This window comes from Fodinicola feengrottensis (assembly GCF_039530045.1).
Taxonomy (GTDB): Bacteria; Actinomycetota; Actinomycetes; order Mycobacteriales; family HKI-0501; genus Fodinicola; species Fodinicola feengrottensis.
This window is the reverse complement of sequence record NZ_BAAANY010000001.1, coordinates 1-26,476: the sequence shown is the minus strand read 5'-3', so window position 1 is coordinate 26,476 and position 26,476 is coordinate 1. Positions and strand designations below refer to the sequence as shown.

The 26,476-nt window shown below is 67.0% G+C and carries 20 protein-coding genes; 8 read left to right on the top strand and 12 right to left on the bottom strand.

What is annotated here, in order from left to right:
• The 5 genes from ABD301_RS00100 to ABD301_RS00080 are packed head-to-tail and all read right to left on the bottom strand — an operon-like array spanning position 1 to position 5,299.
• The gene (locus ABD301_RS00100; RefSeq protein WP_344305992.1) at positions 1 to 1,326 is read right to left on the bottom strand and encodes a class I SAM-dependent methyltransferase; all 1,326 of its coding nucleotides are present in this window, start codon (positions 1,324 to 1,326) and stop codon (positions 1 to 3) included.
• Positions 1,323 to 2,609, bottom strand: a complete 1,287-nt coding sequence (locus ABD301_RS00095) for a class I SAM-dependent methyltransferase (protein ID WP_344305990.1) — start codon at positions 2,607 to 2,609, stop codon at positions 1,323 to 1,325. The genes ABD301_RS00100 and ABD301_RS00095 overlap by 4 nt, the downstream gene beginning before the upstream one ends.
• Positions 2,606 to 3,340 (bottom strand): DUF1365 family protein, encoded by a 735-nt coding sequence (locus ABD301_RS00090; RefSeq protein ID WP_163569063.1) that lies wholly within the window; start codon positions 3,338 to 3,340, stop codon positions 2,606 to 2,608. The genes ABD301_RS00095 and ABD301_RS00090 overlap by 4 nt, the downstream gene beginning before the upstream one ends.
• A gap of 5 nt (positions 3,341 to 3,345) precedes the next feature.
• On the bottom strand, positions 3,346 to 4,623 hold the full coding sequence (locus tag ABD301_RS00085) for an NAD(P)/FAD-dependent oxidoreductase (RefSeq protein ID WP_344305988.1): 1,278 nt from the start codon (positions 4,621 to 4,623) through the stop codon (positions 3,346 to 3,348).
• 7 nt (positions 4,624 to 4,630) lie between these two features.
• Positions 4,631 to 5,299: an alpha/beta hydrolase gene (locus ABD301_RS00080; RefSeq protein ID WP_279580753.1), complete on the bottom strand. Its 669-nt coding sequence runs from the start codon at positions 5,297 to 5,299 to the stop codon at positions 4,631 to 4,633.
• A gap of 136 nt (positions 5,300 to 5,435) precedes the next feature.
• Between ABD301_RS00080 and ABD301_RS00075 the strand changes: the two genes are divergently transcribed.
• The 5 genes from ABD301_RS00075 to ABD301_RS00055 all read left to right on the top strand — a co-directional run bounded on the left by ABD301_RS00075 (position 5,436) and on the right by ABD301_RS00055 (position 12,689).
• The gene (locus ABD301_RS00075; protein WP_344305986.1) at positions 5,436 to 7,778 is read left to right on the top strand and encodes a bifunctional salicylyl-CoA 5-hydroxylase/oxidoreductase; all 2,343 of its coding nucleotides are present in this window, start codon (positions 5,436 to 5,438) and stop codon (positions 7,776 to 7,778) included.
• A 17-nt stretch (positions 7,779 to 7,795) separates the two neighbouring features.
• On the top strand, positions 7,796 to 8,563 hold the full coding sequence (locus ABD301_RS00070; protein ID WP_163572788.1) for a cyclase family protein: 768 nt from the start codon (positions 7,796 to 7,798) through the stop codon (positions 8,561 to 8,563).
• On the top strand, positions 8,560 to 10,170 hold the full coding sequence (locus ABD301_RS00065; protein ID WP_344305984.1) for a thiamine pyrophosphate-binding protein: 1,611 nt from the start codon (positions 8,560 to 8,562) through the stop codon (positions 10,168 to 10,170). The genes ABD301_RS00070 and ABD301_RS00065 overlap by 4 nt, the downstream gene beginning before the upstream one ends.
• Positions 10,171 to 10,269: 99 nt before the next feature.
• Entirely contained in the window at positions 10,270 to 12,093 is a 1,824-nt protein-coding gene (locus tag ABD301_RS00060; protein ID WP_344305982.1) for a sensor histidine kinase, read from the top strand.
• Positions 12,045 to 12,689, top strand: a complete 645-nt coding sequence (locus ABD301_RS00055) for a LuxR C-terminal-related transcriptional regulator (protein ID WP_163572782.1) — start codon at positions 12,045 to 12,047, stop codon at positions 12,687 to 12,689. The genes ABD301_RS00060 and ABD301_RS00055 overlap by 49 nt, the downstream gene beginning before the upstream one ends.
• A gap of 100 nt (positions 12,690 to 12,789) precedes the next feature.
• Here the strand turns inward: ABD301_RS00055 and ABD301_RS00050 are convergent, their stop codons facing one another.
• The 5 genes from ABD301_RS00050 to ABD301_RS00030 form a co-directional block, all read right to left on the bottom strand.
• Entirely contained in the window at positions 12,790 to 14,253 is a 1,464-nt protein-coding gene (locus ABD301_RS00050) for an APC family permease (protein WP_344305979.1), read from the bottom strand.
• A 77-nt stretch (positions 14,254 to 14,330) separates the two neighbouring features.
• Positions 14,331 to 15,161: an AfsR/SARP family transcriptional regulator gene (locus ABD301_RS00045; RefSeq protein ID WP_344305977.1), complete on the bottom strand. Its 831-nt coding sequence runs from the start codon at positions 15,159 to 15,161 to the stop codon at positions 14,331 to 14,333.
• A gap of 148 nt (positions 15,162 to 15,309) precedes the next feature.
• Positions 15,310 to 18,561, bottom strand: a complete 3,252-nt coding sequence (locus tag ABD301_RS00040; RefSeq protein WP_344305976.1) for an ATP-binding protein — start codon at positions 18,559 to 18,561, stop codon at positions 15,310 to 15,312.
• Positions 18,562 to 18,814: 253 nt separating this feature from the next.
• Positions 18,815 to 19,003 carry a hypothetical protein gene (locus ABD301_RS00035; RefSeq protein ID WP_163572775.1) on the bottom strand — a complete coding sequence of 63 codons (189 nt, stop codon included), beginning with the start codon at positions 19,001 to 19,003 and terminating at the stop codon, positions 18,815 to 18,817.
• An 82-nt stretch (positions 19,004 to 19,085) separates the two neighbouring features.
• Entirely contained in the window at positions 19,086 to 20,288 is a 1,203-nt protein-coding gene (locus tag ABD301_RS00030; protein ID WP_344305973.1) for an aminoglycoside phosphotransferase family protein, read from the bottom strand.
• A 121-nt stretch (positions 20,289 to 20,409) separates the two neighbouring features.
• Here ABD301_RS00030 and ABD301_RS00025 point away from each other — a divergent pair, with 121 nt between their 5' ends.
• The gene (locus ABD301_RS00025) at positions 20,410 to 22,020 is read left to right on the top strand and encodes a serine/threonine-protein kinase (RefSeq protein ID WP_344305971.1); all 1,611 of its coding nucleotides are present in this window, start codon (positions 20,410 to 20,412) and stop codon (positions 22,018 to 22,020) included.
• A gap of 65 nt (positions 22,021 to 22,085) precedes the next feature.
• The gene (locus ABD301_RS00020; RefSeq protein WP_344305969.1) at positions 22,086 to 23,798 is read left to right on the top strand and encodes a serine/threonine-protein kinase; all 1,713 of its coding nucleotides are present in this window, start codon (positions 22,086 to 22,088) and stop codon (positions 23,796 to 23,798) included.
• On the opposite strand, the gene ABD301_RS00015 is transcribed toward ABD301_RS00020, so the two are convergent.
• A complete protein-coding gene (locus tag ABD301_RS00015) occupies positions 23,785 to 24,555 on the bottom strand; it encodes an IclR family transcriptional regulator (RefSeq protein WP_344305967.1) in 771 nt (256 codons plus the stop codon). The two genes, ABD301_RS00020 and ABD301_RS00015, sit on opposite strands and share 14 nt — an antisense overlap.
• Before the next feature lie 84 nt (positions 24,556 to 24,639).
• Here ABD301_RS00015 and ABD301_RS00010 point away from each other — a divergent pair, with 84 nt between their 5' ends.
• On the top strand, positions 24,640 to 25,569 hold the full coding sequence (locus ABD301_RS00010) for a U32 family peptidase (protein WP_344305966.1): 930 nt from the start codon (positions 24,640 to 24,642) through the stop codon (positions 25,567 to 25,569).
• 642 nt (positions 25,570 to 26,211) lie between these two features.
• Here ABD301_RS00010 and ABD301_RS00005 read toward each other — a convergent pair.
• Positions 26,212 to 26,403 carry an HNH endonuclease gene (locus ABD301_RS00005; protein ID WP_344306693.1) on the bottom strand — a complete coding sequence of 64 codons (192 nt, stop codon included), beginning with the start codon at positions 26,401 to 26,403 and terminating at the stop codon, positions 26,212 to 26,214.
• Between the last annotated feature and the right edge of the window lie 73 nt (positions 26,404 to 26,476).

Below are 26,476 nucleotides of genomic sequence, written 5' to 3'. Positions count from 1 at the left end.
TCACCCTTCCTTGCGCGCCAGCCAAGTGGCGCGGGTGGCAAGCCAACCGGCGCGGGTTGCCGGCAGGCCACTCTCGCCGGCCGGCGTACGACGGACGGACAGGATCTGGTCGACGCCCATCCGGCCGTCGCGGAAGGACAGCGCGCCGCCCACCAGGTAGAGCCGCCACACCCGGGCGACTTCCTCGCCGACCATTGCGACCACCTCGTCCCACCGCCGTTCGAAGGTCTCGTACCAAACGTCGACCGTACGTACATAATGCTCGCGCATCGCCTCCACGTCTCGCACTTCGAGCCCGGCGTCTTCCAGCAGCGCCACGGTTTCGCCGACCGGGCGCATATGCATGTCCGGCGCGATGTACGACTCGATGAACGGCCCGCCGCCGGGCAGGCCGCGCCGGGACATCTGCTGGATCAGCACCCGGCCCTGCTCGCGTACGAGCCGATGCAGGCCAGCGGCGAAGGTCGGGTAATTGCCGGCGCCGACGTGCTCGCCCATTTCGATCGACGAGATCGCGTCGAACGGGCCATCGCTGATCTCGCGATAGTCCTGCAGCCGGATCTCGACCGAGTCCTGGAGGCCACGCTCGCGCACGCGCTGTTGGACAAAGGTCTTCTGCTCAGCGGAAAGTGTCACGCCGACGACCTGGACACCGAAATGTTGGGCGGCATGCAGAGATAGCGATCCCCACCCGCAACCAACATCCAGAAACCGCATGCCGGGTTCCAGTCCGAGTTTTCGACACACCAGGTCGAGCTTGTCGCGTTGCGCGTCTTCCAGCATGTACGCGGGATCCTCAGTTGTCCAGTACGCGGACGAATACGCCATTTGCGGATCGAGGACCAGTGCATAGAAGTCGTTGGAAAGATCATAGTGATGCGAAATAGCGTCGACATCCCGGCGTTTGCTGTGCAGCCGTCCGGAAAGTCGTGCCTGCGAGCGGGGAACCGGCAGTTTCGGACCGAAAGCGCCGAGCCGCAGCGCAGTTATGGCGGCTTTGAGCAGCAGACCTGGCGTCGGTCGCACGGCGGAGAGATGGCGACTGCGAACCACGTTCCACGCGTACGACAGCGACTCGGCGAGATCTGACTCGACATCGAGCTCACCGGTCACGTACGCCTGCGCCAACCCGAGCTCACCCGGATTCCACAGCAGTCGCCGCAGGACGTTGGGGGAATTCAGCACGACAACCGGGCCGGCCGGGTCACCGGCCTCGCTGCCGTCCCAGGCCCGCAGTCGTACGGGCAATTCACCGCCGACGAAAGGTTCCAGCAGGGCCGCGAGTTTGGGTGCGGCGCCGGTGGTTTTGAGCTCGGTCGAAGTCATACCGCCTCGTTCCCGACAGAAGGATCCTTGACGATCACGAACTGGTGCACGTCGAGATAGCCGGACCGAAAGCCCGCCTCGGAATAGGCCAGGTAAAGCCGCCACATCGTACCGAACATCTCGTCGAAACCGAGTTCTCGAACCTCGTCGCCGCGGGCATCGAACCGCTCTCGCCACAGCCGCAACGTTTCCGCGTAATGCGGGCCAAAAGCGTGGTCGTCGGTGATCCGCAGGCCATGCTCACGAGCGCTTTCGCCGACCGATCTTACGGACGGCAGCAGGCCGCCAGGAAAGATGTACTTGTGGATCCACGTGTACGTGTTGCGGGTAGCCAACATCCGGTCGTGCGGCATGGTGATCGCCTGCAAGCCGATGCTGCCGCCGGGATGGAGCACTCGGTTCAGCACCGCGAAGTATTCTGACCAGTACGCGTAACCGACCGCCTCGATCATCTCGACCGAGACCACCGCGTCGTACTTTCCAGTCACCTCCCGGTAATCACGCAGCTCGATGGTGACCCGGTCGGACAGGCCGGCGGCGGCGACTCGTCGCAGCGCCAGCTCGCGCTGTTCCTCGGACAGGGTGATGGAGTGTACGTACGCGCCGCGAGCCGCGGCCCGGATGGCGAGTTCTCCCCAGCCCGTACCGACCTCGAGCACCCGAGTGCCGGCGGTCACCCCGGCGCCGTCCAGCAGTCGGTCGATCTTGCGGCGCTGGGCCATTGCCAGCAGGTCCCAGCTGGCGATCGGCTGGCCGCCCACGGAGTCGAAGTCCGCTGACGAGTAAGTCATGGTCTCGTCAAGGAAAGTCGAGAACAAGTCGTTGGACAGATCGTAATGCCGTGAGATGTTGGTCCGCGCGTTTTCCGGGGTGCCGCGCTCGGTGCGCGGCTGCCGGCGTACCGCGGCGGCACGCAGTCGCTGCAGCGCCGGTGGCACCAGCTTTGAGACCTGGGAGGCGAAAATCGTGAGGACGCCGGGCAGGTCATGGGCCGCCCAATCGCCGGCCATGTATGCCTCGCCGAAGCCAATCAGCCCGCCGGCACCGATCCGCCGGTAGAATGCCGCCGGCCGCAGAATGCGCATCACCGGGCCACCGCGACCGAGCACTTCACCGCCCGGGAATTCCACCCGGAGCGGGAGTTTGCGTGCCACCCGCCGGAAAAGCACTCTCGCGATGGTTGCTTTTATACTGGCCGCCGGCACGTTGGCGATGTCCGGCCAACGCTGTGGGTTGACCAGCGGCGCCGGCCGATGGGAGTTTCGGTTCAGTAGATCGCTCACTGCACGTCCTCCTGCGGGTCGTGGGTCGGTCTCGGCACGATCGGCAGCCGGCGCAACCAAAGTCGAAATCCTTGAAGGCGGATCTGAACGGCCACCGTCGCGGTGACCCAGGGCACCCGTACGGCGAGGCCCAGTAATGTCTTCCTGCTGGCTGGACGTCCGTGTCCACGGACGCTGGCCACGAACGGTGGCATACCGTCGCGATGCAGGGTGACGGTCAGGCGCAACTGGTCGCCGGGAACCGGAAGGCTCATCCGATAGTCTCCGTCGACCGGGTTGAAAGGCGAGACGTAGAAGACTTTTTCGACTTCCGCGCGACCACGTTCGTCGGTGTGCAACAGATAGCAGTGTCGTTCGCCGTAGGTGTTGTGCACTTCGGCGATCACGCATTCCAGGTCACCGTCCGGCCGGAAACACCAGTAGACGCTGAGGGGATTGAAGACATAGCCAAAAGTACGCGCGTTGGCCAGCATGACGATCCGGCCGCCGTCGAGGTTGATCCCCCAACCGGACAGGAAGCTCTCGACGTTTTGCCGGATCGTACGAGCCGGATCGCCAAGATGATCGGCGGGCCGGAATTCAGCCAGCGCCGGCACTCGTGGCAGCTCGTCGAGGTCAACCAACCATTGATAGCTGCGATAGGAAAACTCGTTCCGCAGTGGTGCGGCTCTCACGTGTTTGACCACAGTCTCGTACAAATATGGCGTGCGAACGCTGGTCCGTAAGGTCACGGAAGTCACCACACACCACCGATCTGTTCGGCCGCCCGCAAGCCGGAACGGCAGCCGTCTTCGTGAAATCCCCAGCCGTGATAGGCGCCGGCGTAGGCCAACACCGAACTGTCGAGTTCGGGCAGCCGGGCCTGCGCGGCTACCGATTCCGGCGTGAAGATCGGGTGCTCGTACACCATTTCGTCGAGCACTTTTGCGGGGTCGATTTCGGCGTGATCGTTGAGAGTGACAACATATCGCTCAGGGCCGGGCAGCCTTTGCAACCGATTCATGTCATAGCTGACCAGCACGCGGTCGGACGGCGTTGTGCACGACCGCATGCGGTAGTTCCAGGATGCCTGGGCCGCGCGGCTGCGGGGTAAAACCGCGGTGTCGGTGTGCAGAACGGTCGGGTTACGGGAATAGGAGAAGGCGCCCAGCACCACCCGCTCGGCCCGCGTTGGCTCAGCCAGCAGCCGCAACGCCTGATCCGGATGGGTGGCCACGACCGCCGCGTCGAACCGGGTGACGGCGCCGGCGTCGTCGTGAATGTTGATGCCGGCGGGGTGTCGATGCAGTGCTCGTACGGGTGTGTTCGTCATCACCGCGGACAGCTCTTTCGCGACCTTGTCCACATAAGTCCGTGAGCCGCCGACGACGGTTCGCCAGGTCGGCGATCCTTTCACCGAGAGCATGCCGTGGTGCTGTAGGAACGAAAACAGGTAGCGGGCCGGGTAGGACTGGGCGGTTTCCGGTGCGCACGACCACACCGCGGACACCATCGGGGTCATGAAATGGGTCACGAAGTAGTCGGAGTAGCTTCCGCACCCGAGGAAATCGCCGAGCGTCTGGTCCGGATCGCTGTCATCACCCAGCAAGGCCTGCGCCTGCCGGTGGAATTTCTTGATCTCAGTAAGCATGCGCAGGAAACGGCCGCGTACCAAAGAGCGTGGTTGCGCGAAAATTCCGGACGCGCCACAGCCTCCGGCGTATTCCAGTCCACATCCGTCGCATCGAATGGACATACTCATGTCCGATTCCTGAGTGCCGACGCCAAGCTCTTCGAAAAGTCGAAGCAGGGTGGGATAAGTTCGCTGGTTGTGTACGATAAAGCCGGTGTCGACCGCGAGCGTGCCGCCGCTGGCGTGGGTCACGTCGTGGGTGTGCGCGTGGCCGCCAAGCCGATTATCGGCTTCATACAAGGTCACATCGGCATCGCGCTGCAGAACCCAAGCGGCGGTCAGCCCGGCCACACCACTGCCGACCACGGCGATCCGGCGCCGGCCGGGGGATGTCGTTGTCATGGTCACCTCAGATCAGGAGCTGGGCCCGCTCGGTGCGGGTCTTCTCAGGGGCGTTCGTCGCAGCGTCGTCAGCGGTTCGGTCCGCGAGCGTTTCGATCGTGTGTAACGTGGTAAGGCCGTGCCAGAGCGACATTCGGCGCAGCATCGGGTGACCCACGCCACGAATGCTCACGTGCCGCACCTCGGCGGCAAGCGATTCGGCCCTTCGCGCGTACGCGAGCGAGCCGCCTAGGTCGGTCCAGCAGTCGCGGGTGCCGTGCGCGATCAGCAGCCGGCGGCCGCGAATCGCCTCCACCGGCTCGCCGGATGGCAACCATGGCGCGAGCGCGACAACACCGCGTACGTCCGGATCGTCGGCCACTCGCAGCGCGGTCCGGCCGCCCATCGAATGCCCGACCAGCGCGATCGGCACGCTGCCATGCCGCCGGCGCACCTCGTCCAGCGCCCACCGCGCGTCCGCGACCGGGCTGGCCTGCGCACCGTTCCAGCCGCGGTGGCGGTAACGCAGCGTCCACACGTCGATGCGCTCACCGGCGCGCTCCAGAGCCGCCGCGAAGGGGATCATTCGTACGGCGCTGAGCTGCGAAGGGCGGGTCGGCGCGAGGCTGGTGACCTGGCCACCGTGAAGGATCAGGACGACCGCCCGGACGGGTCCGTCGGCCGGTCGAATGGTCACGGAAGGTAGCGAGTCGGTAAGAGCCACGTCGAGTGTTCGTCGCCGGCCGCGGATCGGTTTGGGTATGGCGCAAACTTGACGGTCGTTGTGGAGGCAGCATATTCTGAGGCCGGTTTCGACAGGTGGGAGGCCGGCAGTGCGGATCGCGGTGGTCGGCGGCGGACCGGGTGGGCTCTACTTTTCCGCGCTGGTCAAGCAGTTGGGCTCGGACCACGAGGTCACCGTCTGGGAGCGCAACGCGCCGGACGACACCTTCGGCTTCGGCGTGGTGCTGTCGGACGAGACGCTGGGTGGCATCGAGCATGCCGACCCGGCGATTTTCGAGCGGATGCAGGAATGTTTCGCTCGTTGGGACGACATTGACGTGCACTTGCCCGGATCCGGGGTCGTCACGTCCGGCGGCCACGGTTTTGCCGCGATGAGCCGGCGGAAACTGCTGCAGATCCTTCAGGATCGGTGCCGCGCCCTCGGCGTCGACCTGCGGTTTCGGACCGAGGCACCGGAAATCCGCGAGCTGGCATCTTCGTACGACCTGGTGCTCGGCTGCGACGGGGTGAATTCGGCCATCCGCAGCGCTTACGCCGACACATTCCAGCCCAGCGTGGAATTCCGCCGCTGCCGTTACATGTGGCTGGGCACTGACCTGGTCTTCGACGCTTTCAAGTTCCACATCCTCCAGACGCCGTACGGGATCATCCAAATCCACGGCTATCCGTACGACAGAACCGGCAGCACCTTCATCGTGGAAATGGCCGACGAGGTGTGGCAGCGCGCGGGTTTTGCGGACGTTCCGCTGAAACCAGGACAGAGCGACGAGTCGTCCATCAAGAAGGTCAAGCAGCTTTGCGCTGGGATTCTGGCCGGACATCAGGTTTTCGCCAACAACTCGAAATGGCTGAGCTTCGCCACCGTTCGCAACGAGCACTGGCGGCACGACAACGTGGTGCTGCTGGGGGATGCGGCACACACAGCCCACTTTTCCATTGGCTCTGGTACGAAACTCGCGATGGAGGACGCTCTCTCGTTGGCCGCCTGCCTGCATGAGCTGCCACTGAGTGAGGCCCTTGACGGGTACGAGGCAGAGCGCAAGCAGGTCGTGCTGTCCACCCAGCGGGCCGCGCAGGCGAGCCTGGAATGGTTTGAGCACATCGCGCAGTACGTTCATCAGGAACCCGAGCAGTTCGCGTTCAACATTCTCACTCGCAGCCGCCGGGTCACGTACGAGAACCTGCGGCTGCGCGACCCGGAATTCGTCGCTGGCCTGGACAACTGGTTCGGCGGTAAAACGAGCGGTGACCAGCGGCCGCCGATGTTCCAACCGTACAAACTGGGCCAGCTGGAAATGCGGAACCGCGTTGTCGTGTCCGCGATGGACATGTATTCGGCGGTTGACGGCCGTCCGACCGACTTTCACTTGGTGCACCTGGGAAGCAAGGCACTGGGCGGCGCCGGCCTCGTGATGACCGAGATGGTGTGTGTGTCGGAGTCGGGCCGGATCACGCCTGGATGTACGGGCCTTTACACCCCCGAACAGGAAGCCGGCTGGCAGCGGATCGTCGAATTCGTGCACGGCTCGACAGACGCGCGGATCGGTGTCCAGTTAGGGCATTCCGGACGCAAGGGGTCGACCCGGCTGATGTGGGAAGGCATCGACCAGCCGTTGCTGGACCACAACTGGAAAGTGTGCGGGCCGTCGGCTTTGCCGTACTCACCGGACAACCAGGTGCCGCGCGAGCTCAGCATCCAGGAGATGGCGGCGATCCAGCACGATTTCGTGGCTGCCGCCCAGTCCGCCGCACGTGCTGGGTTTGACGTGTTGGAACTGCATTGCGCGCACGGATACCTGCTGTCGTCGTTCATCTCGCCGCTGTCGAACCGGCGGACCGACGGCTACGGCGGCTCGCTGGAGGGCCGGTTGCGGTTCCCGCTGGAGGTTTTCGACGCCGTACGCGCGGTGTGGCCCGCCGAGCGGCCGATGACGGTCCGCATCTCGGCCACCGACTGGCACGACGGCGGGGTGGACGCGGACGAGGCAGTGGAGATCGCCCGCGCTTTCGCCGAGCATGGCGCGGACGGCATCGATGTGTCGACTGGACAGGTTGTTTCGACCGAAAAACCGGCATACGGCCGGAGCTACCAGACGCCGTACGCGGACCGGATCCGCAACGAGATCGGCCGCAAATATGGCATCGCGGTGATCGCGGTCGGGGCGATTTCGTCGTACGACGACGTGAATTCGCTGCTGCTGGCCGGCCGAGCCGACTTGTGTGCGCTGGGGCGTACGCATCTTTATGATCCGCAGTGGACGCTGCATGCCGCGGTGGAGCAGGATTACACCGGTCCGGCGGCGGCGTGGCCACTCCAGTTCGCCGCCGGGAGGCGACAGCCGCCAACCGGCCGTACGGACGCGCCGAAACCGCGGCTGGCGCTGGTGAGAGAGGGCGAACCGGCCACCAGGCACCGCCGCTGGAGGCCCTGACCGCGGAGGTTGGCTCAATGTCGGTTTTGCGGGATTTCAGTGCACAGTTGTGCTCAGGTGGCATTCGGGTGGTCGACCTGACCGCGCCTTTGCAAAGCACCACACCGATTTTGCAGTTGCCGCCGCCGTTCGGGAACACTGTGCCGTTCCAACTGGAGGAGATCAGTCGTTACGACGACCGCGGTCCGGCTTGGTATTGGAACAACATCCACACCGGCGAGCACACCGGCACCCACCTGGACGCACCGATTCACTGGGTGACCGGCCGGGATGGCCGCAGTGTCGCGGAAATCCCGCCCGGCGAGCTGATCGCGCCCGCCAGCGTGTTGGACTTCGCCGACCGGGCTCTCCAGGACCCGGACTTTCTGTTGCAAGTCAACGATGTCCAGGTCTGGGAAAGCGAGCATGGGACGGTTCACGGGTGGTTCCTTTACCGTACCGGCTGGGATGCCCGCAGCGGTGACCAGGACAATTTCCTGAACGCCAACGAAACCGGCCCGCACACGCCCGGGATCGCCGCCGACTGCGTGGCCTGGCTGCTCGCCGAACGGTCCATCGTGGGCATCGGCGTGGAGACGGCCGGCACCGACGCCGGTGCGGCGCACGGCTTTGATCCGCCGTTTCCGTGCCACGGCTCGCTGGCCGGCTCCGGCCGGTACGGGCTGACCCAGTTGCAGAACCTCGCCGAGCTGCCGCCGACCGGCGCGGTGGTCATCGCCACCGGACTGCCGATCGTGGGCGGTTCCGGCAGTCCGGCGCGGGTGCTGGGGCTGGTCGAGTCGTGACGGTCGCCGAGCTGGTCGGCCGTACGCTGGTGGAATTGGGCGCGGACCACGTCTTCGGGGTGGTGGGCAGCGGGAATTTCCACGTCACCAACGCGATGGCGGCGGCGGGTGCGCGATTTGTGGCCGCCCGGCACGAATCCGGTGCCGCCACCATGGCCGATGGCTATGCGCGTACGAGCGGGCGGCTCGGTGTCGTGTCCGTCCATCAGGGCTGCGGCCTGACCAACGCGATGACGGGGATCACCGAGGCGGCCAAGAGCCGGACTCCGATGATCGTGCTGGCCGCGGACACCGCGGCCGCCGCCGTACGCTCGAATTTCCGGGTGGATCAAGACGCTCTCGCGGTCGCGGTTGGGGCGATCAGCGAGCGGGTCTTCAGTGCGGCGAGTGCGATGGACGACGTCGTACGTGCCTATCGCACCGCTGTCGAAGGGCGCCGAACGGTCGTTTTGAACCTACCGCTGGATGTTCAGGCCGCCGAGGATTTTCCATCGGTACGACCGAAACTGCTGGCCGCTCAGGTCCCCAGCCCGGACCCGACCGCGGCGCAAGCCCTCGCGAAGGCGATCGCGGCTGCTCAGCGGCCGGTTTTCGTGGCCGGGCGAGGTGCCCGGGGAGCCCGGAAAGAGCTGGAACTGCTGGCCGACCGTTGTGGCGCGCTGCTGGCGACTTCCGCGGTGGCCAACGGACTTTTCGCCGGCAATCCGTGGTCTCTGGGGATTTCCGGTGGATTTGCCACACCGCAGGCCGTGGAATTGATCAGTGGCGCGGATCTGGTGGTCGGTTGGGGCGCCGGCCTGAACATGTGGACGATGCGGCACGGCGCCCTGATCGCGGCGGACGCGACGGTTGTCCAGGTGGATCTGGACGCGGACGCTTTGGGCGCGCACCGGCCGATCGACCTCGGCGTGCTGGGCGATGTCGCTCGTACGGCCGACGCGGTCGCGAAGCTCGTCGAGGAAAGCATCGGATATCGGGAAAAGTCGCTGCCGGACGGCCGCTGGCGGGAAGTGTCGTACGAAGACGTGTCCACTGTGGACCGAATTGACCCGCGAACGCTGTCGATTGGACTCGACGAGCGGCTCCCAGTCGACCGGGTGCTCGCAGTGGATTCCGGGAACTTCATGGGATATCCGAGTGCCTACCTGGCGGTGCCGGATGAGCGTGGTTTTTGCTTCACCCAGGCATATCAGTCGATTGGCCTGGGCCTGGCCACCGCGATTGGCGCCGCGCTCGCCGAGCCGTCCCGGCTGCCGATAGCGGCTGTGGGGGACGGCGGTGGCCTGATGTCCATCGCTGAACTGGACACCGTCGTACGACTCCGGCTGCCGATGGTTGTGGTGTTCTACAACGACGAGGCGTACGGCGCCGAGGTGCATCATTTTGGTCCGCACGGCCATAATCTGGACACTGTGCTGTTCCCGGAAACCGACATCGCCGCGATGGGCCGCGGATTCGGCGCCGACGCGATCACGGTACGAGCACTGTCCGATTTGGACGGTCTGACTGACTGGCTCGCAGGTCCACGGGATCGGCCCCTTGTCATCGACGCCAAAGTCACCAGCGGCCCGTCCTGGTGGCTCGAAGAAGCCTTCCGCGGCCACTGACAGTGGGCCTAGCTACCCCCACCTCGAGAGCTGGGGCCACTGTGCGACGCCGGCGGAGGAGGTCAAACTGGACACCAACGGCGAGGAAGGGACGGCGGGATGCGGTATGTGCGGGCGGTCTGGCGCGGTCTCGCGCTCTTCGCGATCGGGCCGCTGAAGCCCGTTTTCGCCGTCGGCTCTCTGCTCGGGATCGCCGCGCTGCCGTGGCTCATCGAGTTCCCGCGGCCGCTGATGGGCCTCGCGCGCCGGCTGGCCGGCGAGTGGTCCGGTGTCCCGATCCCCGTCCCGTACCAGCCGAAACCACCGCCGCCCACGCCTGGACCTGACGGTCTCTATCGCTCGGCGGACGGTCGTACGCTCTATAAGACTGCCGCCGGACCCGCCTTTGGGCGTTACTACACCTGGGTGATGTCGGACCTCGCCACTTGGCGGGACCTCGGTTGGTTGGTGCTCGATCCAGTGATCGGCGGCGCGATCGCGGTGCTGCCGGCGGCCCTGATCGCCTTCGGCGTCACCGGTCCGCTGCTTCTGCGTACGAACGTCTTCATCGGGCTGGTAAGCATCGCGGTAGGTGTGCTTATCGCGCCATGGATGCTACGGCTGCACGGCTTATGGACCAGAGCGCTGCTCAGTCCTGCGTCCGCGGCCGCGATCGTACGAGCCCGGGCCTTCGGCTGGTGGTTCGCCAACGGCCAGATCGCGAACTCGCGGTGTTTCGCGATCGGCGTCCAGTCACTCCTGGTGATCCCCCTGGTGCCGGTTTACCTGCTGGCGCTCCTGCTCGGCCCGCTCGGTGCCCCGGTGGTGGTGTGGTCGCGTTGGTTGCCGAACCTGTTCCGAATGTACGGGCGCAGGTGGTCAGAGCTGGACTTGCCGCGGCCGTACCTGCCGGTCAGTGGTTCGTCCTGGATGGATCGCGAACGCTGGGTGCTGCGCGATCCGGCGACCTGGCGGGACCTGGGTTGGCTGATTTTCCAGCCAGTAATCGGGATTGTTCCGATGCTGCTGCCGATGACCGCGTTCTGTTACGCCATGGGTGGGCTGATCGGGCCGGGACTGTTCGATCCGAACGGATCGCAGTGGGTGGGGCAGCTGTACGGGTCGAGGTGGCTCGCGCTCGTCGGCGGCGTGCTGCTGGTGGTCGCCATGCTGGCCCTTTCGCCGCCGCTGGTGCGTGCTCACAGTCTGTGGTCGTCGCTGCTGCTGCGCCCGACAGCGAAGGCGATGATGCTGGTCGAGCGCGAGGAGTTGACCGCGCGCGTGGAGCAACTCACCGAGACCCGTACGGCCGCGACCGACACGCAGGCCGCCGAGGTTCGCCGGATTGAGCGCGATCTGCACGACGGGGCGCAGGCGCGGCTGGTCGCGATGGGCATGACGCTTGGCGCCATCGAGGCACTTATAGACCAGGACCCGGCGGCCGCGAAGGCGCTTGTGAGCAAGGCGCGGGACAGCTCCGCGTCGGCGCTGGCTGAGCTGCGTACGCTGGTCCGCGGCATCCACCCGCCGATCCTCGCCGAGCGCGGGTTGGCCGACGCGATCCGCGCGATCGCGCTGGACAGCCCGTTGGACGTACAGGTCAAGGCGGCGCTGGATGGCCAGCTGGCCGCGCCGGTGGAGTCCGCCGCCTACTTCGCGGTCGCCGAGCTGCTGACGAACGCGGCCCGCCATTCCGGCGCCGAGCGGGTGTGGATCGACCTGCGGCACTTGGACAGCGCGCTGCGGATCAGCGTGCTTGACGACGGCACGGGCGGCGCCGACCCGAGCCGCGGCAGTGGCCTGCGCGGCATTGAGCGCCGACTGGGCACCTTCGACGGTAGGGTCACCGTCAGTAGCCCTTCGGGCGGTCCGACAATGGTGACGATGGAGCTGCCATGCGCGTTGTCCTCGCCGAAGACCTCTACCTTCTCCGCGACGGACTGACGCACCTGCTGTCCGCGCACGGTTTTGAGGTGGTGGCGGCGGTCGAGAGTGGTCCGGCGCTGGAACAGGCGCTGATAGAAGAAAAACCAGATGTGGCCATTGTGGACGTACGACTGCCACCGACGTTCACAGACGAGGGGTTGCAGGCGGCTTTGCATGCCCGCCAACGCGAACCCGGCCTGCCGGTGCTCGTACTGTCGCAGCACGTCGAGCAGTTGTACGCCCGGGAGCTGCTCGCCGACGGCACCGGCGGGATCGGCTATTTGTTGAAAGACCGAGTGTTCAACGCCGAGCAGTTCATTGACGCCGTACGAAGAGTCGCCGGCGGCGGCACCGCTATGGACCCAGAAGTGATCGCGAAACTGCTCGTCAGTAATGCCCGCGACGAACCGCTGGCGGCATTGTCACCGCGCGAGCGAGACGTGTTGTCGTTGATGGCGGAAGGTTGTTCCAACGCGGCGATCGCGGCCCGGTTGTTCATCAGCGAGGGCTCGGTCGGCAAGCACACCGCCAGCATTTTCGGCAAACTCGGCATCGGACCGTCCGATGACACCAACCGCCGGGTGCTCGCTGTTTTGGCTTACCTCAACGGTTAACTGGCTCGCTGGTCCGCAACGCCCCGTTGCTTACGCTGGACCTGAACGTAACCTCCGCGAGGGTGACGTTTGGGGCGACAAATAGGGGGCATTCAACCCCTCAAATGTCACCCTCGCGCGAAACGCTGCTGAGGGAGGCGAGCTGGGTGCCGACGCGACGGGCGACGCGGGGGAGGGCGAGCACACCCACCAGGGCGACCACCAGAATCCCGCCAGCGACGACCGGGAACCAGCGGGCCGGGCCCGCGGTCGGGTACGGGATGACGTTCACGTAAACCGTGTAGCCGAGCAAGGCCAGTGCTCCCAACGGAAAAACGACCTGCCAGCGAGGCACGGCCATCTTTCGGCGTACGAAAATCAGCCAGATCGCTCCGACGGTGGTCAGTAAATAGACCACGAGCAAGATCAGGGTGCCGATGGTGCCGGACCAGGCGAAGGTGTCTTTCGTGGTGGCGCCGAAGAAGACCGCGCAGATCACGATGAAGGCGGCGGCCAGGAGGGTGATGACGGTGGTGGCGATGGCGGGGGTGCCGCTGGCGGACGTACGGCCGATGCCGCGGGCGCCCCCGATGTCGCGGCCCAGCGCGAAAAGCATGCGGGAGGCGCCGACGACGCAGGCGAGGCAGCAGCCGAAGGCGCTGATGGTGGCCCCGAGGCTGATGAGGTCGCCAGCCCAGGCGCCGACGTAGCCGGTGCCGAGGTCTCCCAGCAGTGAACCGGAATTGGCGAATTTCCTGACGCCGGCCGCGTCGGTGCCGAAGGCCATCATCTCGACCGCGGTGACGATGACGAAGTATGCGCCGCCGAAGATCGCGGTGCCCAGGATGGCGCGGGAGATGTCCCGGCGCGGGTTGCTGGTTTCCTCGCCGAGGGTGGCGGCGGCTTCGAAGCCGGCGAAGGAAAGGAAGCCGAAGACGGCACCGAGGAAGACGCCGGAGAGGCCGCTGTCGGGGGTGAAGGTGAAGACCTGCGAGGTGAAATGCTGGCCGCCGGGTGCGGTGCCGCCGATCAGCCGAACCGCGATGATGGCGGTGATCAGCAGGATCAGCGCGACGGTGGCGCCCTCGACGACCAGCAGGACGGTGGTGCCGCGGCGGGCCGGGGCCATCGCGAGCAGCCAGCTGCCGACCAGCGCCACGCCGGTCAGCACGAAAGGCGCCCAAGCCGGCGGATTCGGCCAGATTCCCACCTCGGTAAGGAAAGCGGTGCCGAGGTTGCCGGCGGCTGAGGAGGTGACCACCGCGTAGAACGTGTACGTGCCGAGCAGCCCGACGCCGGACACCACGCCGGCTCGTGGCCCGAGAGTGGCTCCAACGAAGGCATAAACCGAGCCGGCGTGCTGATAATACTGGCAGAGTCGGACAAAACCGTACGCGACCAGCAGAACGCCCAGTGCGGACAGGAAAAATGCCAGCGGCACCGCTCTACCAGCCGGGCCGGCGGTCTGTTGCGGGTTGATGTTCGCGGCCATGCTGGGCGCCATCAGCGCCACCGACAGGCCGATGGCCTGCCAAACCGACAGGGTGCGGCGCAGACCGCGGGAAGTCTCGACCTGACCGGGCACGGTGCGTCCTTCGGGTTCGACTGATCGGATCAGCTTCCCCGCGAAGGATCACCACCGCAAGCCCAGGACATACGAGATCAGCGCCCGACAGTGGACAGCGGCCGGGCCGCCACCCGGTGCGGCGGGAACGGGACCGGCTCGATGCCGATCCGGTCCATCTGCCGGCGATAGTCGTGATACTGCCGGCGAGCCCGGTCGTGTTTTCCGGTGCACGCCAACGCGTCGATGAGCCCGAGGTGCGCCTGCTCGTCGAACGGGTCCCGCTCCAGGGCACGCAGTTGGTACGCCTGCGCCCGCTCGTAGTCGCCGCTGCGGGCAGCGGCGGTAGCGAGCGTACGAACGAGGTCCAGATAACTCGCACGGGCCAGCTCGCGCAGTGACACGGCCCACTCGTAGTAACGGTCTTCGGCCAGGAAGTCCCCGGCGTAGCCAGCCTCGGCGAGCGCCAGCGCGGTCAGCGCGTCCGGCTCGCCGTTCTCGTAGCGCAGCACGGCTTCCCGCGCGGCGGCAAGGAAAACCTCCACGTCGACGGTGACGTTGGAAAGGCTCACCACGTATTTGTCGGTGCTCACGAAATGGTCAGCCGGGTACCGACGGTAAGGGTCGAGAACCGTACGGATGGTCGACAATGCGACGGACAGCCGGTTGGCGCATCTGGTGGGCTCGTCGTCCGGCCACAGCGTGTCCATCAAGAGCTCGCGGGCGGTCGGCCGACCGCGCCGGGCGATCAGCAGTTTGAACAGCTCACGGGCTTTTTTCGAGGGCCACTCGGCGGTGTCGAACGGGCTCCGGCCGCGGATCACCTGGAAGGTTCCCATGGTGCGGACATATGGTGCGGCGCCGGGCGCCGCCATCGGTGCGCTCATGCCGGACCGCAGTTGGTCTGGCGGGGGGGATACCTGTCTCATACTGGAAATTCTCGCCCGAACAGGTAGCCCTTACCATCCGTGCCACCACGTAATTTCGCCCCACGTACGTCCGTATACGTAAAAACCGTTCACACAAAGAGAGCTGGACCGCACGGAGTGTGCGGTCCAGCGCAAGACAAAAACCGGTTTACCTGCCAGCCGGAGAGGGCCGGCGCTGCGACCGCTGCGGGAACGGCGCCGGGTCGATGCCGATCTCCGCCATCTGCTCGCGGTAGATCTGGTAGCGCCGCTTGGCCTCGCCATGGCGGCCGGCGGCCACCAGTGCGCCGATCAGGCCGAGGTGCGCTTCCTCGTCGAAAGTGTCCCTTTCCAACGCACGCAAGCGATAACGCGCCGCGCGGTCGTATTCGCCAGCCTTGGAGGCGATGCTGGCGAGCAGCCGTACGAGCTCCAAATAGCGAGCCTTGGCTTCCTCACGCAGCGGCACGGCCCAGTCCTGGTACGGGTCTTCCTCCAGGAAATCCCCGCTGTAGGTGGCCTCGGCCAGCGCCAGCGCGCGCGGTGCGTCGGCACTGCCACGCTCGTACTCCATCTGGGCCTTTGCCGCGATGGCAAGGAAAACCTCGACGTCGACGGCCAGGTTGCGCAACTCGATGGCGTATTTGTCGGTGCCCACGAAATGGTCCGGCGGGAACGCTCGGCCGGGGTCAAGGACCGTACGAATCGTCGACAGCGCAACGGAAAGTCGGTTGGCGCATTTGGTCGGATCCTCGTCCGGCCACAGGATGTCCATCAGCAGCTCGCGCGGGGTGGGCCGGCCGCGCCGGGCCACCAGCAGCTTGAACAGGTCGCGGGCCTTCTTCGACCGCCATTCCTCGGCGCCCACCAGCTGCCCGTCGCGGAGCAGGCCAAAGCCGCCGAGCGTACGGACCTCAAGGGAGTTCGGCGCCGGGATCGGTACGAAGCGAAGCAGCCCGGCGGCGACCTCGGCGGCCGGGTGGACGCCGTACTGGCGAAGGGCCGCGGTGGCCGCTTCCAGTACCGGCGCCGGCGCCTCGGTCAGCCGGGCCACCGCGACCCCGACGCGGGCGGCGCCGATCAGCTGGCCGGTGGCCGCCCAGATGTCGGCGGCCTGGTGCAGCAGCCGAAGTTGCTCGGCGGGCTGGTCGGTGAGGGCAGCCGCGCGCAGTTCCAGCAGCCGGGCGAGCCCGCCGCGGTCGGCGCCGATCCCGACGCCGGCGGTGGCCGCGGCCACCGCCTCGGACAACCGCTGCCGGTCGCCGCGGGCCAGGGCCACCCAGCCGGCGGCGATTTGCGCGCGTACCCGCTCGGACCCCTCGGAGGAGGCCACCGCCTGCTCGGCGAGCACCGCGGCCGCCTCCGGGTCGTCGGCCAGCCGCACCTTCGCGAGGCCGGTCAGCGCGACGCCGTGCATCTCCTGGTCGCCGGACTCGGCAGAGATGTCGGCCGCTTCCTGGTACGCGGCGGCGGCCAGCGCCAGGTCGCCGTGCTCCCGGTAGACCTCGCCCAGCCCGACCAGCGGCCGCGCGCTCGTGCCCGGCCCGCCGCGCTGGTAACCGGCCCGCGCGGCCTGGAAGTCGGCGGCCGCCTCGTCGAGCCGGCCGAGCGCCAGCTTCGCGGTGCCGCGGTGGCAGTGCGTGAAGAGCACCATGTTGCGGTCGCCGCTGCGTTCGGCGGCGGTGACGGCCACGTCCAGCTGCGTCAGTCCGGCCCGTACGTCCCCGCGAATGATCAGCGTCCGCGCGTAGTTGGTGTGCGCGAAGATGATGTGCATGGTGTTGCGGCTGAGGGCGGCCGCTTCGACCGCGGCCTCGTGGTGGGCGTCCGTGTCGATGCCGTTGAGCAACCCCATGACGCTGTATGCGGCAGCCAACGCGCTGTTGTCGCCGGCGGCCTGCGCGACCCGCAACGCGCGCGCCGCGAGGTCCCGGCTCGCTGGGTGCTCGTTGCGTACCCAGTGCGAATACGCCGTCCACGCCAGTACGAGTGCCTCGTCGGCGCTCGCCGGCCCGCCGTTGCCGACCGCGGTGACCTGCTCGCAGATCGCCAGCGCCCGGTTGGGCTCGCCGAGGAAGTGGTAGAGGGCGGCCAGTCGCCAGCCGAACCGCGGCTCGACCGCACCGGCGATCTCCACCCCGCGGTAGAAGCAGCGCAGCGCGCCGCTCCAGTCGCCGAGGCAGAACTTGGCCTGCCCCTCGACCCGCTCGGTGTCGGCCGTACGGGCCCACGGCGGCAGCTGGCCGAACGCTTCCAGGACCACTGTGGCCGCGCCCGCGCGCAGCAGCTCAGAGGCGTTTTCGCAGATGAACGCGGCGGTGGTTGGCGGGTCGCCAATCGCCCGTACGCACCGCAGCGCCTCCTGGGTGTCCTCGTGGCGCAGGAACCACGTGGCCGCCTGTCGGTGCAGCTGCGCCCAGTCGTTCGCCGGCAGCGGCGCGGTCGCGCGAATCGCGTCCCGGGCCAGCGGACTGACCGTGAAGGTGCCGTCCGGTCGCCGCCAGAGCAGCGCGCCGGCCCGGGCCAGCCGGTTCAGCTGGTCGCCGTCGGCCGGCAGCCCGGCGAAGGCGCACAGGTCGGCGGTGAACCAGCGCAGCGGCGACACCCAGCGCAGCAGGTCCTGGATGTCGGCCGGCTGGTTGCCGGCCACCTCGTCGGCCACATAGCCGAACAGCGGCCCGCCGGGATGTCCCAGCCGGGACAGCTCGTCGGCGTACCCGTCCGGCGGAAAGTCCAGCAGCCAGCGGGCCGCGAGCACGGTCGCGGCCGGCCAACCGCCGGTGTTCTCGTGCAGCTTCTCGGCCAGGTCGTCGGCGGCCGCGTCGCCGATCGCGGTGGACAGCAGCGCGTGCGTCTCGGCCGCGGTGAAGGCCAGCGCGTGGCCGTCCAGCTCCAGCAGTTGACCGCGACCGCGCAGCCGCTCGATCGAGAACGGCGGCTGCCGGCGCGAGGACAGCACAATGTGCAGGTTGGCCGGCGCGTACCGGCACAGTGCCTCCACCAGCTGCCCAGAAGCGCTGCCCTCGGGCAGTTCGTGCAGGTCGTCGAGGATCAGTACGAGGTCGTCGGGCTGCCGGGACAGCGGGCCGAGCAGCGCGAGCGCCACCTCGTCGATCGGCAGCTCGGCGTCCGGGACGGGGGTCAGCAGTTGCTCGGACAGGTTGCGTACGAGCGTGGACAGCGCCGCGTCGTGACGGCCGAGCGTGTACCAGCAGTGCGGGACCTGGCTGGCCCAGGAGGTCAGCAGGGAGGTCTTGCCATAGCCCGCGTCCGCGATCAGAATCGTCAGACGTTGGTCGGTCACCCCAGCCAGCCGGCGCACCAGCGCGGGCCGGTCGACCCACACCGATGAGAGCGTCCGGCCGCCACGCGTACGCGGTCCGGCCGTCACCGTCGAAGCCGCCTGCAACGAACTGGCCACTACGCCCCATCCATCCGTCGGTCTCCCCACTCTGACACCGCGTCGCTCTCGTTTTGGTCTGGACCGAGAAGCGACCAGGTATCAGAGTGCGCGAGGGAAGGGCTTCGGAGCATCGGGGAAGGTACGTATGTTCCTGTCGGCTACGTGCTACGTATGCCCCTATGGCCGAGATCTGTGACCGATCGGACGATGGCAAAAGGGACCGCCGCCTTGCGTTCGGCGGTAAATGAGTGCCAGCGGTGGCCGCCGCCCCTTACCCGTGCTCCGGCGGCCGGAGGTCCTGGCCGACGCACTCGTGGATGAATCCGAGCAGCTCTTCGTCGTCGCAGAAGGTGGTGATCCGGCCCGAACGGACGTGTTCCACCACCCCGTGAACCTCGGCCGGGACGGGGCGATCCGCGTCGTCGCCTGGCACCCAGACGCGCACCACGAAGGTCTGCATGCCGCACGGTAAAACGACGAGTGGCCGGGAGGCTCTATCCAGCCACTGGTTCTGCCCTTTTGGGCTCCCGCTTGAGAACGCTCTACCCCGATAACGCAGTTGTCGCGGCCCGCAGCTCGCCGGCGGGGTCACCTTCGTGGTAGACGCGCTCTGCCGGCTCGATGCCGTCCAGGAAGCGCTGGTACGTGTCGGCCGCCAGCAGGTGACCGATGACTCGCGTTGGAGCAAGCGCGCGCTCTGGGAAGCTCTGGGGCCGGTGCGTACGCCACGCGTCCACCCATGCCGTAAGGACCGCCTCCCGCTGCTCTTCCGGCAGCCAGTCGGTCAGCCTGAGCACGTCCGTCGCCGGGTTGCCGGCGAAGCTGTCGGCCCAGTCGATGATGGTGTGGGTGGTCCCGTCGGAGTGCCAGTTGCCGGGGTGGAAGTCGCCGTGTACGAGCGTGGGTGGCAACTCCGCGCTGGCCTGTTCGGCCAGCAGCTTCGGGAGTTGGTCCAGCAGTTCGTACGCGGCGGCCAGCTCGGTCTGGGTCAGCTGGCCGCCGGCCTCACCGGCCAGGAGCCCGCGCGTTGAGATCACCGGGTCGACCGCTGGCAGGTCGACCAGGTCCGGCTCGCCGATCGCGGCCTGCACCGCGACCCAGCGTTGGATGACCTCACACGCGGTCTTGGTCGACGCCTTCCAGCAGCCCTCGCCCGGCGCATTCGCGAGCAGCGTCCGCTTGGTCGCGCGGTCGGCGGCGAGCACGGTCGGCACCAGCGCCGGGTCGTACCGCCGGACAACCTCGATCACGTCCGCTTCGGAGTTGCCGAATGCGGGCGCCGCCTTCGCCCAGCGCAAACCATCCACAGTGTTCAGTGTGAACAGGCACGACAGATTCCAGGTCTTCCATTGCCACGACTTGCCCCGCAGCGGCCGGTCCGCCGCGGCCGTCGCCCAGTCGAGCAGGTCCCGTACGCCGTCCGGGGTGGCCCAGGCGGACCGCAGCGGGTGCGGCGCGATGATGGCCGCCCAGTCGTCCACCGGACTTTCGTTGAGGTGCTGGCGAGTCGGTGCACCGAGGACCTCAACGTGGTAGGCGACTTCGCCGCCGCGCGGGCCGTGGTCGCCGTCCGGGACGACCGTCAGCAGCCGGCAGATAGCAACTTCGGTGCCGAGCTTTGCATCGACGGCCGCGTTCACCGATTGCGCTTCGGACCACCAGGGACTGTCCACCTGGCCGATGTCGAGAGTGCCGAGATACTCGCCTCGGTGGCTCACATATGCGCGCACCCGCCGTCGCAACATCGCCCCAGGATCCGGTGCGTTTCGTACGCTTCGCAACGGATTTTCGGTGCCTGCGTGCACCTTCGGGCATGGCCTTCGCGGTCCCGGCTCGGGCCTGCTTTCCTTGCCCTAGCCTGGGGCGATGCGGGTGATCGCCGATCGGTACGCCATTCGCGACGTCATCGGGCAGGGCGGGATGGGTCGCGTCTGGCGGGCCCATGACCAGATGCTGGACCGCGAGGTCGCGCTGAAGGAAGTGCTGCTGCCCGAGGGGATGGCGGAGGCCGCGAAGGCGCAGATGTCCGAGCGGATGCTGCGCGAGGCCCGGTTCGGCGCCCGGCTGCGGCATCCGGCGATCGTACGGGTGCATGACGTGCTGATCGTGGATTCGCGGCCGTGGATCGTGATGGAGCTGGTCGACGGGCGCAGCCTGGAGGAGCTGATCGAGGCCGAGGGCGCGCTGCCGGTGGCCCAGGTCGCGGACATTGGCTTGAGTCTGCTGGGCGCTCTGCAGGCTGCTCATAAGGCCGGCGTCATCCATCGGGACGTGAAGCCGGCGAACGTTCTTGTAGAGCCCGACGGATCGGTCAGCCTGACGGATTTCGGCATCGCGTACGAGCTGGAGCAGTCCTCGCTGACCGCGACCGGCACCATGATCGGGTCGCCGCAGTTCATGGCTCCGGAGCGGGTGCGCGGTGACAAACCCGGGCCGGCCAGCGACATTTTCTCGTTGGGCGCCACGCTTTACGCGGCCGTTGAGGGGCGGTCTCCGTTCGTACGAACGGGACAGCTCGCCACTTTGGCCGCGGTTTTGAGCGATGCGCCCGATGCCTTCGCTTCGGCCGGTCAGCTGCAGCCAGTTTTGGCTGGAATGTTGGAAAAGGACCCGGCACGGCGAATGGACGCGGACGCCGTCGAGGATGCTCTGCGGTCTGTTGCCGCAGTCGAGTCCAGCGTCAGCACCGGCGACGACTTGCCCGTACCAGCGCGAATTCCGGCCAGCGCGCCGACCGCGGTGCTGCCTGCCGCGACCGAGCCCGTTGCGACTCCTGGGGTGGGAGCCGTGCCGCCGCTGGAGCCGGCCGCCACCCAGGCGGAGCTGACCGAGGCGTTGCCCGTACCAGCCGCTGCGCCGGCCAAGCGCCGGTCGCGGCTGATTCTGCTGGGCGCCGCGGCCGTTGTCGTCGTCGTGGTCATCGCGGCCGGTGCGGTCTGGGCGCTCACTTCGGGGCACCGGCCGACGGCCAGCACGAGCAGCGGCAACACCGCGCCGGCGACCTCCAGCGGCACTCTGACCCCGATCGCGCCTTTCACGGTGGGGAAAGTGTCGATCACCATCCCGGCCGGATGGGTGCGGGTCGGTGGCTCGGACGAGCAGCCGGTCGCTGGCTACGCGAAGGCCGTCGCCGATCGCAACCAGCAGGTGGTGATCCAGTTGGCGTCGCCCACCGGCCCGACCGCGAAGACACCGCTGAGCTGGTTTCAGGCCGCGCAGTCGGTGGCGTTGACGGCTCAGCCGGGCTACGCGCTGATCGTGTTGGAGAAGGTCAACTTCAGCGACAGCAAGCCAACCGCGGACATTCGCTGGGAGTGGACCTGGACGGACGGTGGGGTGAAGCGGCACGTCCTTCAGTTCGGCCAGCTTTACCAGGGCGCCTTCTACGTGCTGTCCTTCGCGGGTCCCGAGGCCGATTTCCAGGCCAATGGCCAGCTGTTCACCAACGTCTACAAGAGCAGCCCGACCAACCAGTAGTGCACCTTCGGGCATCGCCCATGCGGTTCAAGGTTTTTGGTTTCCCTTTCCCCTAGCCTGGTCCAGTGGTTGAAGCGCGGGTGATCGCCGGCCGGTACGTCATTCGGGCGGCGATCGGTCAGGGCGGCATGGGGCGGGTCTGGCGAGCCCACGACCAGACCCTGGACCGCGAGGTGGCGCTGAAGGAAGTGCTGCTGCCGCTGGGCATGTCCGAGCTGGCCAAGGCGCAGATGGCCGAACGGATGCTGCGGGAGGCCCGGCTGGGCGCCCGGCTGCGGCATCCGGCGATCGTACGGGTGCATGACGTGATCACCGCCGACAACCATCCGTGGATCGTGATGGAGTTGGTCGACGGGCGCAGCCTGGAGGAGCTGGTCGAGGCCGAAGGAGCGCTGCCGCCGGCTCGGGTGGCCGCCCTGGGGCTGAGCCTGCTAGGTGCTCTTCGCGCTGCTCATAAGGCTGGCGTGATTCACCGGGACGTGAAGCCCGCGAACGTACTCGTCGAAGACGACGATGCCGTTGTCCTGACGGATTTCGGCATCGCGTACGAGATGGACCAGGTGTCGCTGACCGCGACCGGCACCATGATCGGGTCGCCGCAGTACATGGCGCCGGAGCGGGTCCGCGGTGAGTCGCCAGGGCCGGCCAGCGACTTGTTTTCGTTGGGCGCCACGCTTTACGCGGCCGTCGAGGGGCGGGCGCCATTCGCTCGTACGGGCCAGCTGCCGACGCTGGCCGCGGTCCTCAGCGATCCGCCGGACGCTTTTGAGCATGCCGGCCCGCTGCAGCCGGTTCTGGCAGGGTTGCTGGAAAAGGAACCCGACCGACGGCCCAGCGCGGAAGAGGTCGAGGAGGCGCTGCGGACGATTATGGCGGTCGAGCAAGCACCGACCACCGGAGACCTTTCTCGACTCACAGCCGGAGGGATCGCGGAGCCCGCACCCATGGTCGTGGACCCCCCAGTCGTACGTCCGGAGCGGCCGGAGCCGGTGTCGGTGCCGGCCGAATCGTTCGTACGGCTGGAGCCTGCGTCTGGGGCGGCGGTGCCGGCTGAATCGTTCGTACGGCCGGAAAGTTCGACGGTCACGTCCGATGCCCCGCCGCCGGCTCCGGTAGTTCCGGCGCCGAGGCGACGCCGTCGTCTCATGTGGACACTCGTGGCCGCGGCGGTCGCCATCGTGGTGGCGGTTGGCGTGACGATCACTGTCGTACGGCTGAACAGACCCGAATTTATTGACGGCTACCTCGTCTACACCCTGGAGGCTCCGCCTGCGGGCGGCTACCAGAAGGTCGCGACCAGCAAGGGGACTCTGGAACTCGGCGAGATCATCCGGTTCGGCCGCGCCACTACCGTGCTGCCGACCAACTGGACCACGCTCACGTCACCTCCCGACCTGCGGACCGCGCCTGGTTTCGCCGCGAGCAAGGACGTTGACAGTGGGCAGCTCGTCATTCAGGTGCAGGCGATTCCGGCGGACCGGGCCGACCATCTTTCGCCGAGAGACTGGCTGACCGGCGAGGACAGTTACGCCTATAAAAACCGGACGGGCTATCACCTGAAATCGTTGAAAGTCGACGCCGGATACAAGGACGACTCGGCCGATGCCGCCGTGTGGAGCTGGACCTGGATGGACGGAGGTGTCCAGCGGGGAGTGTTCGTCCTTGTCCGGCAACGCGATGGGGATCTCTATTCGCTCGCTGTTTCCGGCCCCGCGGTGGCGTCCTCGACCGACTCATCGCTGGTCGTCGAGGTGTTCGGCGGTCTCAAGTTCCTTTGATCGCAAAGCCGAGCCGGCCGGACAGTTGGCGGGCGCCGTCGCGTACGATCGCGGCGAGTTCTGTTGATCTGGCGGCATTCCAGCGGGTGATCGGCACCGAAATGCTCATCGCGGCCACGGTTTCGCCCTGATGATCTCGCACCGGCGCGGCCACGCACGCGACCGCTTCGTTCGACTCGCAGAATTCGGTGGCCAGCTCGGCTTCTCGGATCCGGGCTGTTTCCTTCTTCAACGCAGCCAAAGTGGTGATGCTTCGCGGGGTCATGGCGGTCAGTTTCCGGCGGCGATAGCGTAAATCCAGCTCCGCCGGTGCCAACTCGGCCAGCAATACCTTGCCGACCGCCGTGCAATGCGCCGGCAGCCGGCGGCCGACCGACGAGACCATCCGGACTGGCTGGGTGCTTTCGATGCGTACGACGTAAACCACCTCAACGCCGTCCAACACCGCGAGGTGCACGGTCTCGGCGCACCGGGCGGCCACCGCGGCCGCGATCGGCTGGCCATCCCGGGCCAGGTCCAGCTGACCGGCAAACACCCCGCCGAGCTGGAAAACCCTTACGCCGAGCCGGTAGTGGTTCGGCCTTTCTGGGGCGGTGGCAAGAAAATCGCGGTCCAACAAGGTGTGCAGAAGCTCGTGAACGGTCGTCCGGGGCAGTCCGGAACGGCCGCAGATGTCCGGCGCCGAGAGCGCCTCGCCGGTCAGGAACAGCTCCAGGATGTCCAGTGCCCTGGTGACCGCCGGCACCGCTCGAGTCATCGCCACCTCCTTCCAGGGCGTACACTAGCACCATTGTTCGGTATATCAGTCATCGTTCGAGATTTCGAACAAGGAGAATGGACTGTGCAGCGTACGCGCGAATTCCTGCGAGGCATCGGGTTGCCGGGCGCCGATCCCGGGGACCTGCCGAGCAGTGCCAAGCGGTTCCCCGATGGCGCCCAATACCGGGTCGAGATTCCCAGCGTGGAAGGCCCCGAAGTGTTGTCGGCGGTGTTCGCCGAAGCGGACGCTCGCGGGGTGCTGGTGCACCGGGTTTCCCAGGGCAGCGGTGGAATGCTGCAGACCGACGGTGAAATGGCCGCGATGGCAGGGATCGCCGCTGAGCGCAGTGTCGAAGTCAGCCTTTTCGCTCGGCCACTGGCCGGCTGGGACACTGGCGCGGCCGCACTGGCTGCCGGCGCCGGCAGCGTGGTCGCGCAGGCTCGTGGCACCGAGCAGTTGGTGTATGTCCTGGAGGACATTCGGCGTACGTGCGAACACGGTTTCCGCAGCGTGCTGGTGACCGATCTCGGGGTGCTCTCGGTCGCCGCGGCGATGCGCGCTGAAGGCGAGTTTCCGGCCGCCTTGCGGTTCAAAGTGAGTGTCCAGATGGGACTGGCCAACCCGGCGTCGATCCGGCTCGCCGAGCGGACCGGCGCCAACACCTACAACGTGCCGACCGACCTGAGCCTGGCTCAGTTGGCCGCGATCCGGCAGGCGATCGATATCCCGCTGGACATTTACGTGGAGTCGCCGGACGACCAGGGCGGTTTCGTCCGGCATTTCGAAATCGCCGAGATCGTCCGAGTGGCCGCGCCCGTCTACCTCAAATTCGGCCTGCGCAATTCGCCCAACATCTATCCAGCCGGCACCCATCTGCTCGACACGGCCATCTCGCTGGCCCGTGAACGCGTCCGCCGCGCGGAAATCTCGCTGGCCCTGCTCGACCGCTATTTCCCCGACGCCACCGGCTCAGCGCTACCCGCGGCCGACCTGGCCGTGCCAGTCCGTTAGTGCCCCAAGACCCCGAAATGGGCAACTCCGTCGGAGTCGGTGTCGAAGTTGTTGATCTTGCCTACTTTGCCTACCCAAAAAGGACAATTCAGTCCCATGTCCGTTTTGGGTAGGCAAAGTAGGCAAGATCAACAACGAATCTCACTACCAGTAGCAACAAGCACGTGGCTGGGTGACGCTGAGTGTTGCGGGCTGCTGACGTGCGTCGCGCTCGTCCCCCTGCGCGGACCGAGGCCGCGGACTGTTTCGCCGACCTGCGAATAGACCCAGGTGCGGCGCGAAACTGTCGTACCCAACCGCAAAAGTTGCCCCCACCCAGTGACGGGCGGGGGGTGGGTCGAGAGGCAAATTTGCAATTTTTAGTGGACGTCGGTCCTCAAACCCACCCCCCGCCCGTTCAAAGGGAGGGGGCCAGAAAACAGCATCGGTACGACAGTTTCGCGCCGCTTCGGCGTGTCGGGCGGTGAGGCCAGCGCGGCGAGATTGTGAGTGGCGAGCCCTCATCAACAGCGGACACAATCCGACAAGCCACTGTTTGTTGGCGGTTCTCGGGTTCAGGTCTGTTGAGAAGGATGGGTGATGGCTCGTCTGCAGGGTTGTGGGCCGCCGGGCGTGGTGGTGCCCGGCGGCCGGGTGGCTTTTCTATGCGGCGAGTTGGTTGATGCCGCGGATGGGTCTTCGTTCGCGGTCAACGTACGCGGGCGGCAGGAATTCAACAATTCCGTCAACAATGCGTACATCCCAACCGCCGTGGTGCAGCAAACGATGACAGCGATCGCACAGGAGCACGCAATTGTCAAGGCAGGTATGCCCACCATCGGCCCAGTGCTGCACGTGGTGCCCCCGCGTCCAGCGGGGTGGTCGGCCGCATCTGGCGCAGCCTTTGTCTCGCGCTATCAGGGCTTTG

Bases quoted from the DNA above. Each gene is read 5' to 3' on its own strand.
- ABD301_RS00070 (WP_163572788.1), top strand. From the start codon at position 7,796: ATGTCGGTTTTGCGGGATTTCAGTGCACAGTTGTGCTCAGGTGGCATT.
- ABD301_RS00100 (WP_344305992.1), bottom strand. From the start codon at position 1,326: ATGACTTCGACCGAGCTCAAAACCACCGGCGCCGCACCCAAACTCGCG.
- ABD301_RS00035 (WP_163572775.1), bottom strand. From the start codon at position 19,003: ATGCAGACCTTCGTGGTGCGCGTCTGGGTGCCAGGCGACGACGCGGAT.
- ABD301_RS00060 (WP_344305982.1), top strand. From the start codon at position 10,270: ATGCGGTATGTGCGGGCGGTCTGGCGCGGTCTCGCGCTCTTCGCGATC.
- ABD301_RS00025 (WP_344305971.1), top strand. From the start codon at position 20,410: ATGCGGGTGATCGCCGATCGGTACGCCATTCGCGACGTCATCGGGCAG.
- ABD301_RS00055 (WP_163572782.1), top strand. From the start codon at position 12,045: ATGCGCGTTGTCCTCGCCGAAGACCTCTACCTTCTCCGCGACGGACTG.
- ABD301_RS00045 (WP_344305977.1), bottom strand. From the start codon at position 15,161: ATGAGACAGGTATCCCCCCCGCCAGACCAACTGCGGTCCGGCATGAGC.
- ABD301_RS00085 (WP_344305988.1), bottom strand. From the start codon at position 4,623: ATGACAACGACATCCCCCGGCCGGCGCCGGATCGCCGTGGTCGGCAGT.
- ABD301_RS00030 (WP_344305973.1), bottom strand. From the start codon at position 20,288: ATGTTGCGACGGCGGGTGCGCGCATATGTGAGCCACCGAGGCGAGTAT.
- ABD301_RS00015 (WP_344305967.1), bottom strand. From the start codon at position 24,555: ATGACTCGAGCGGTGCCGGCGGTCACCAGGGCACTGGACATCCTGGAG.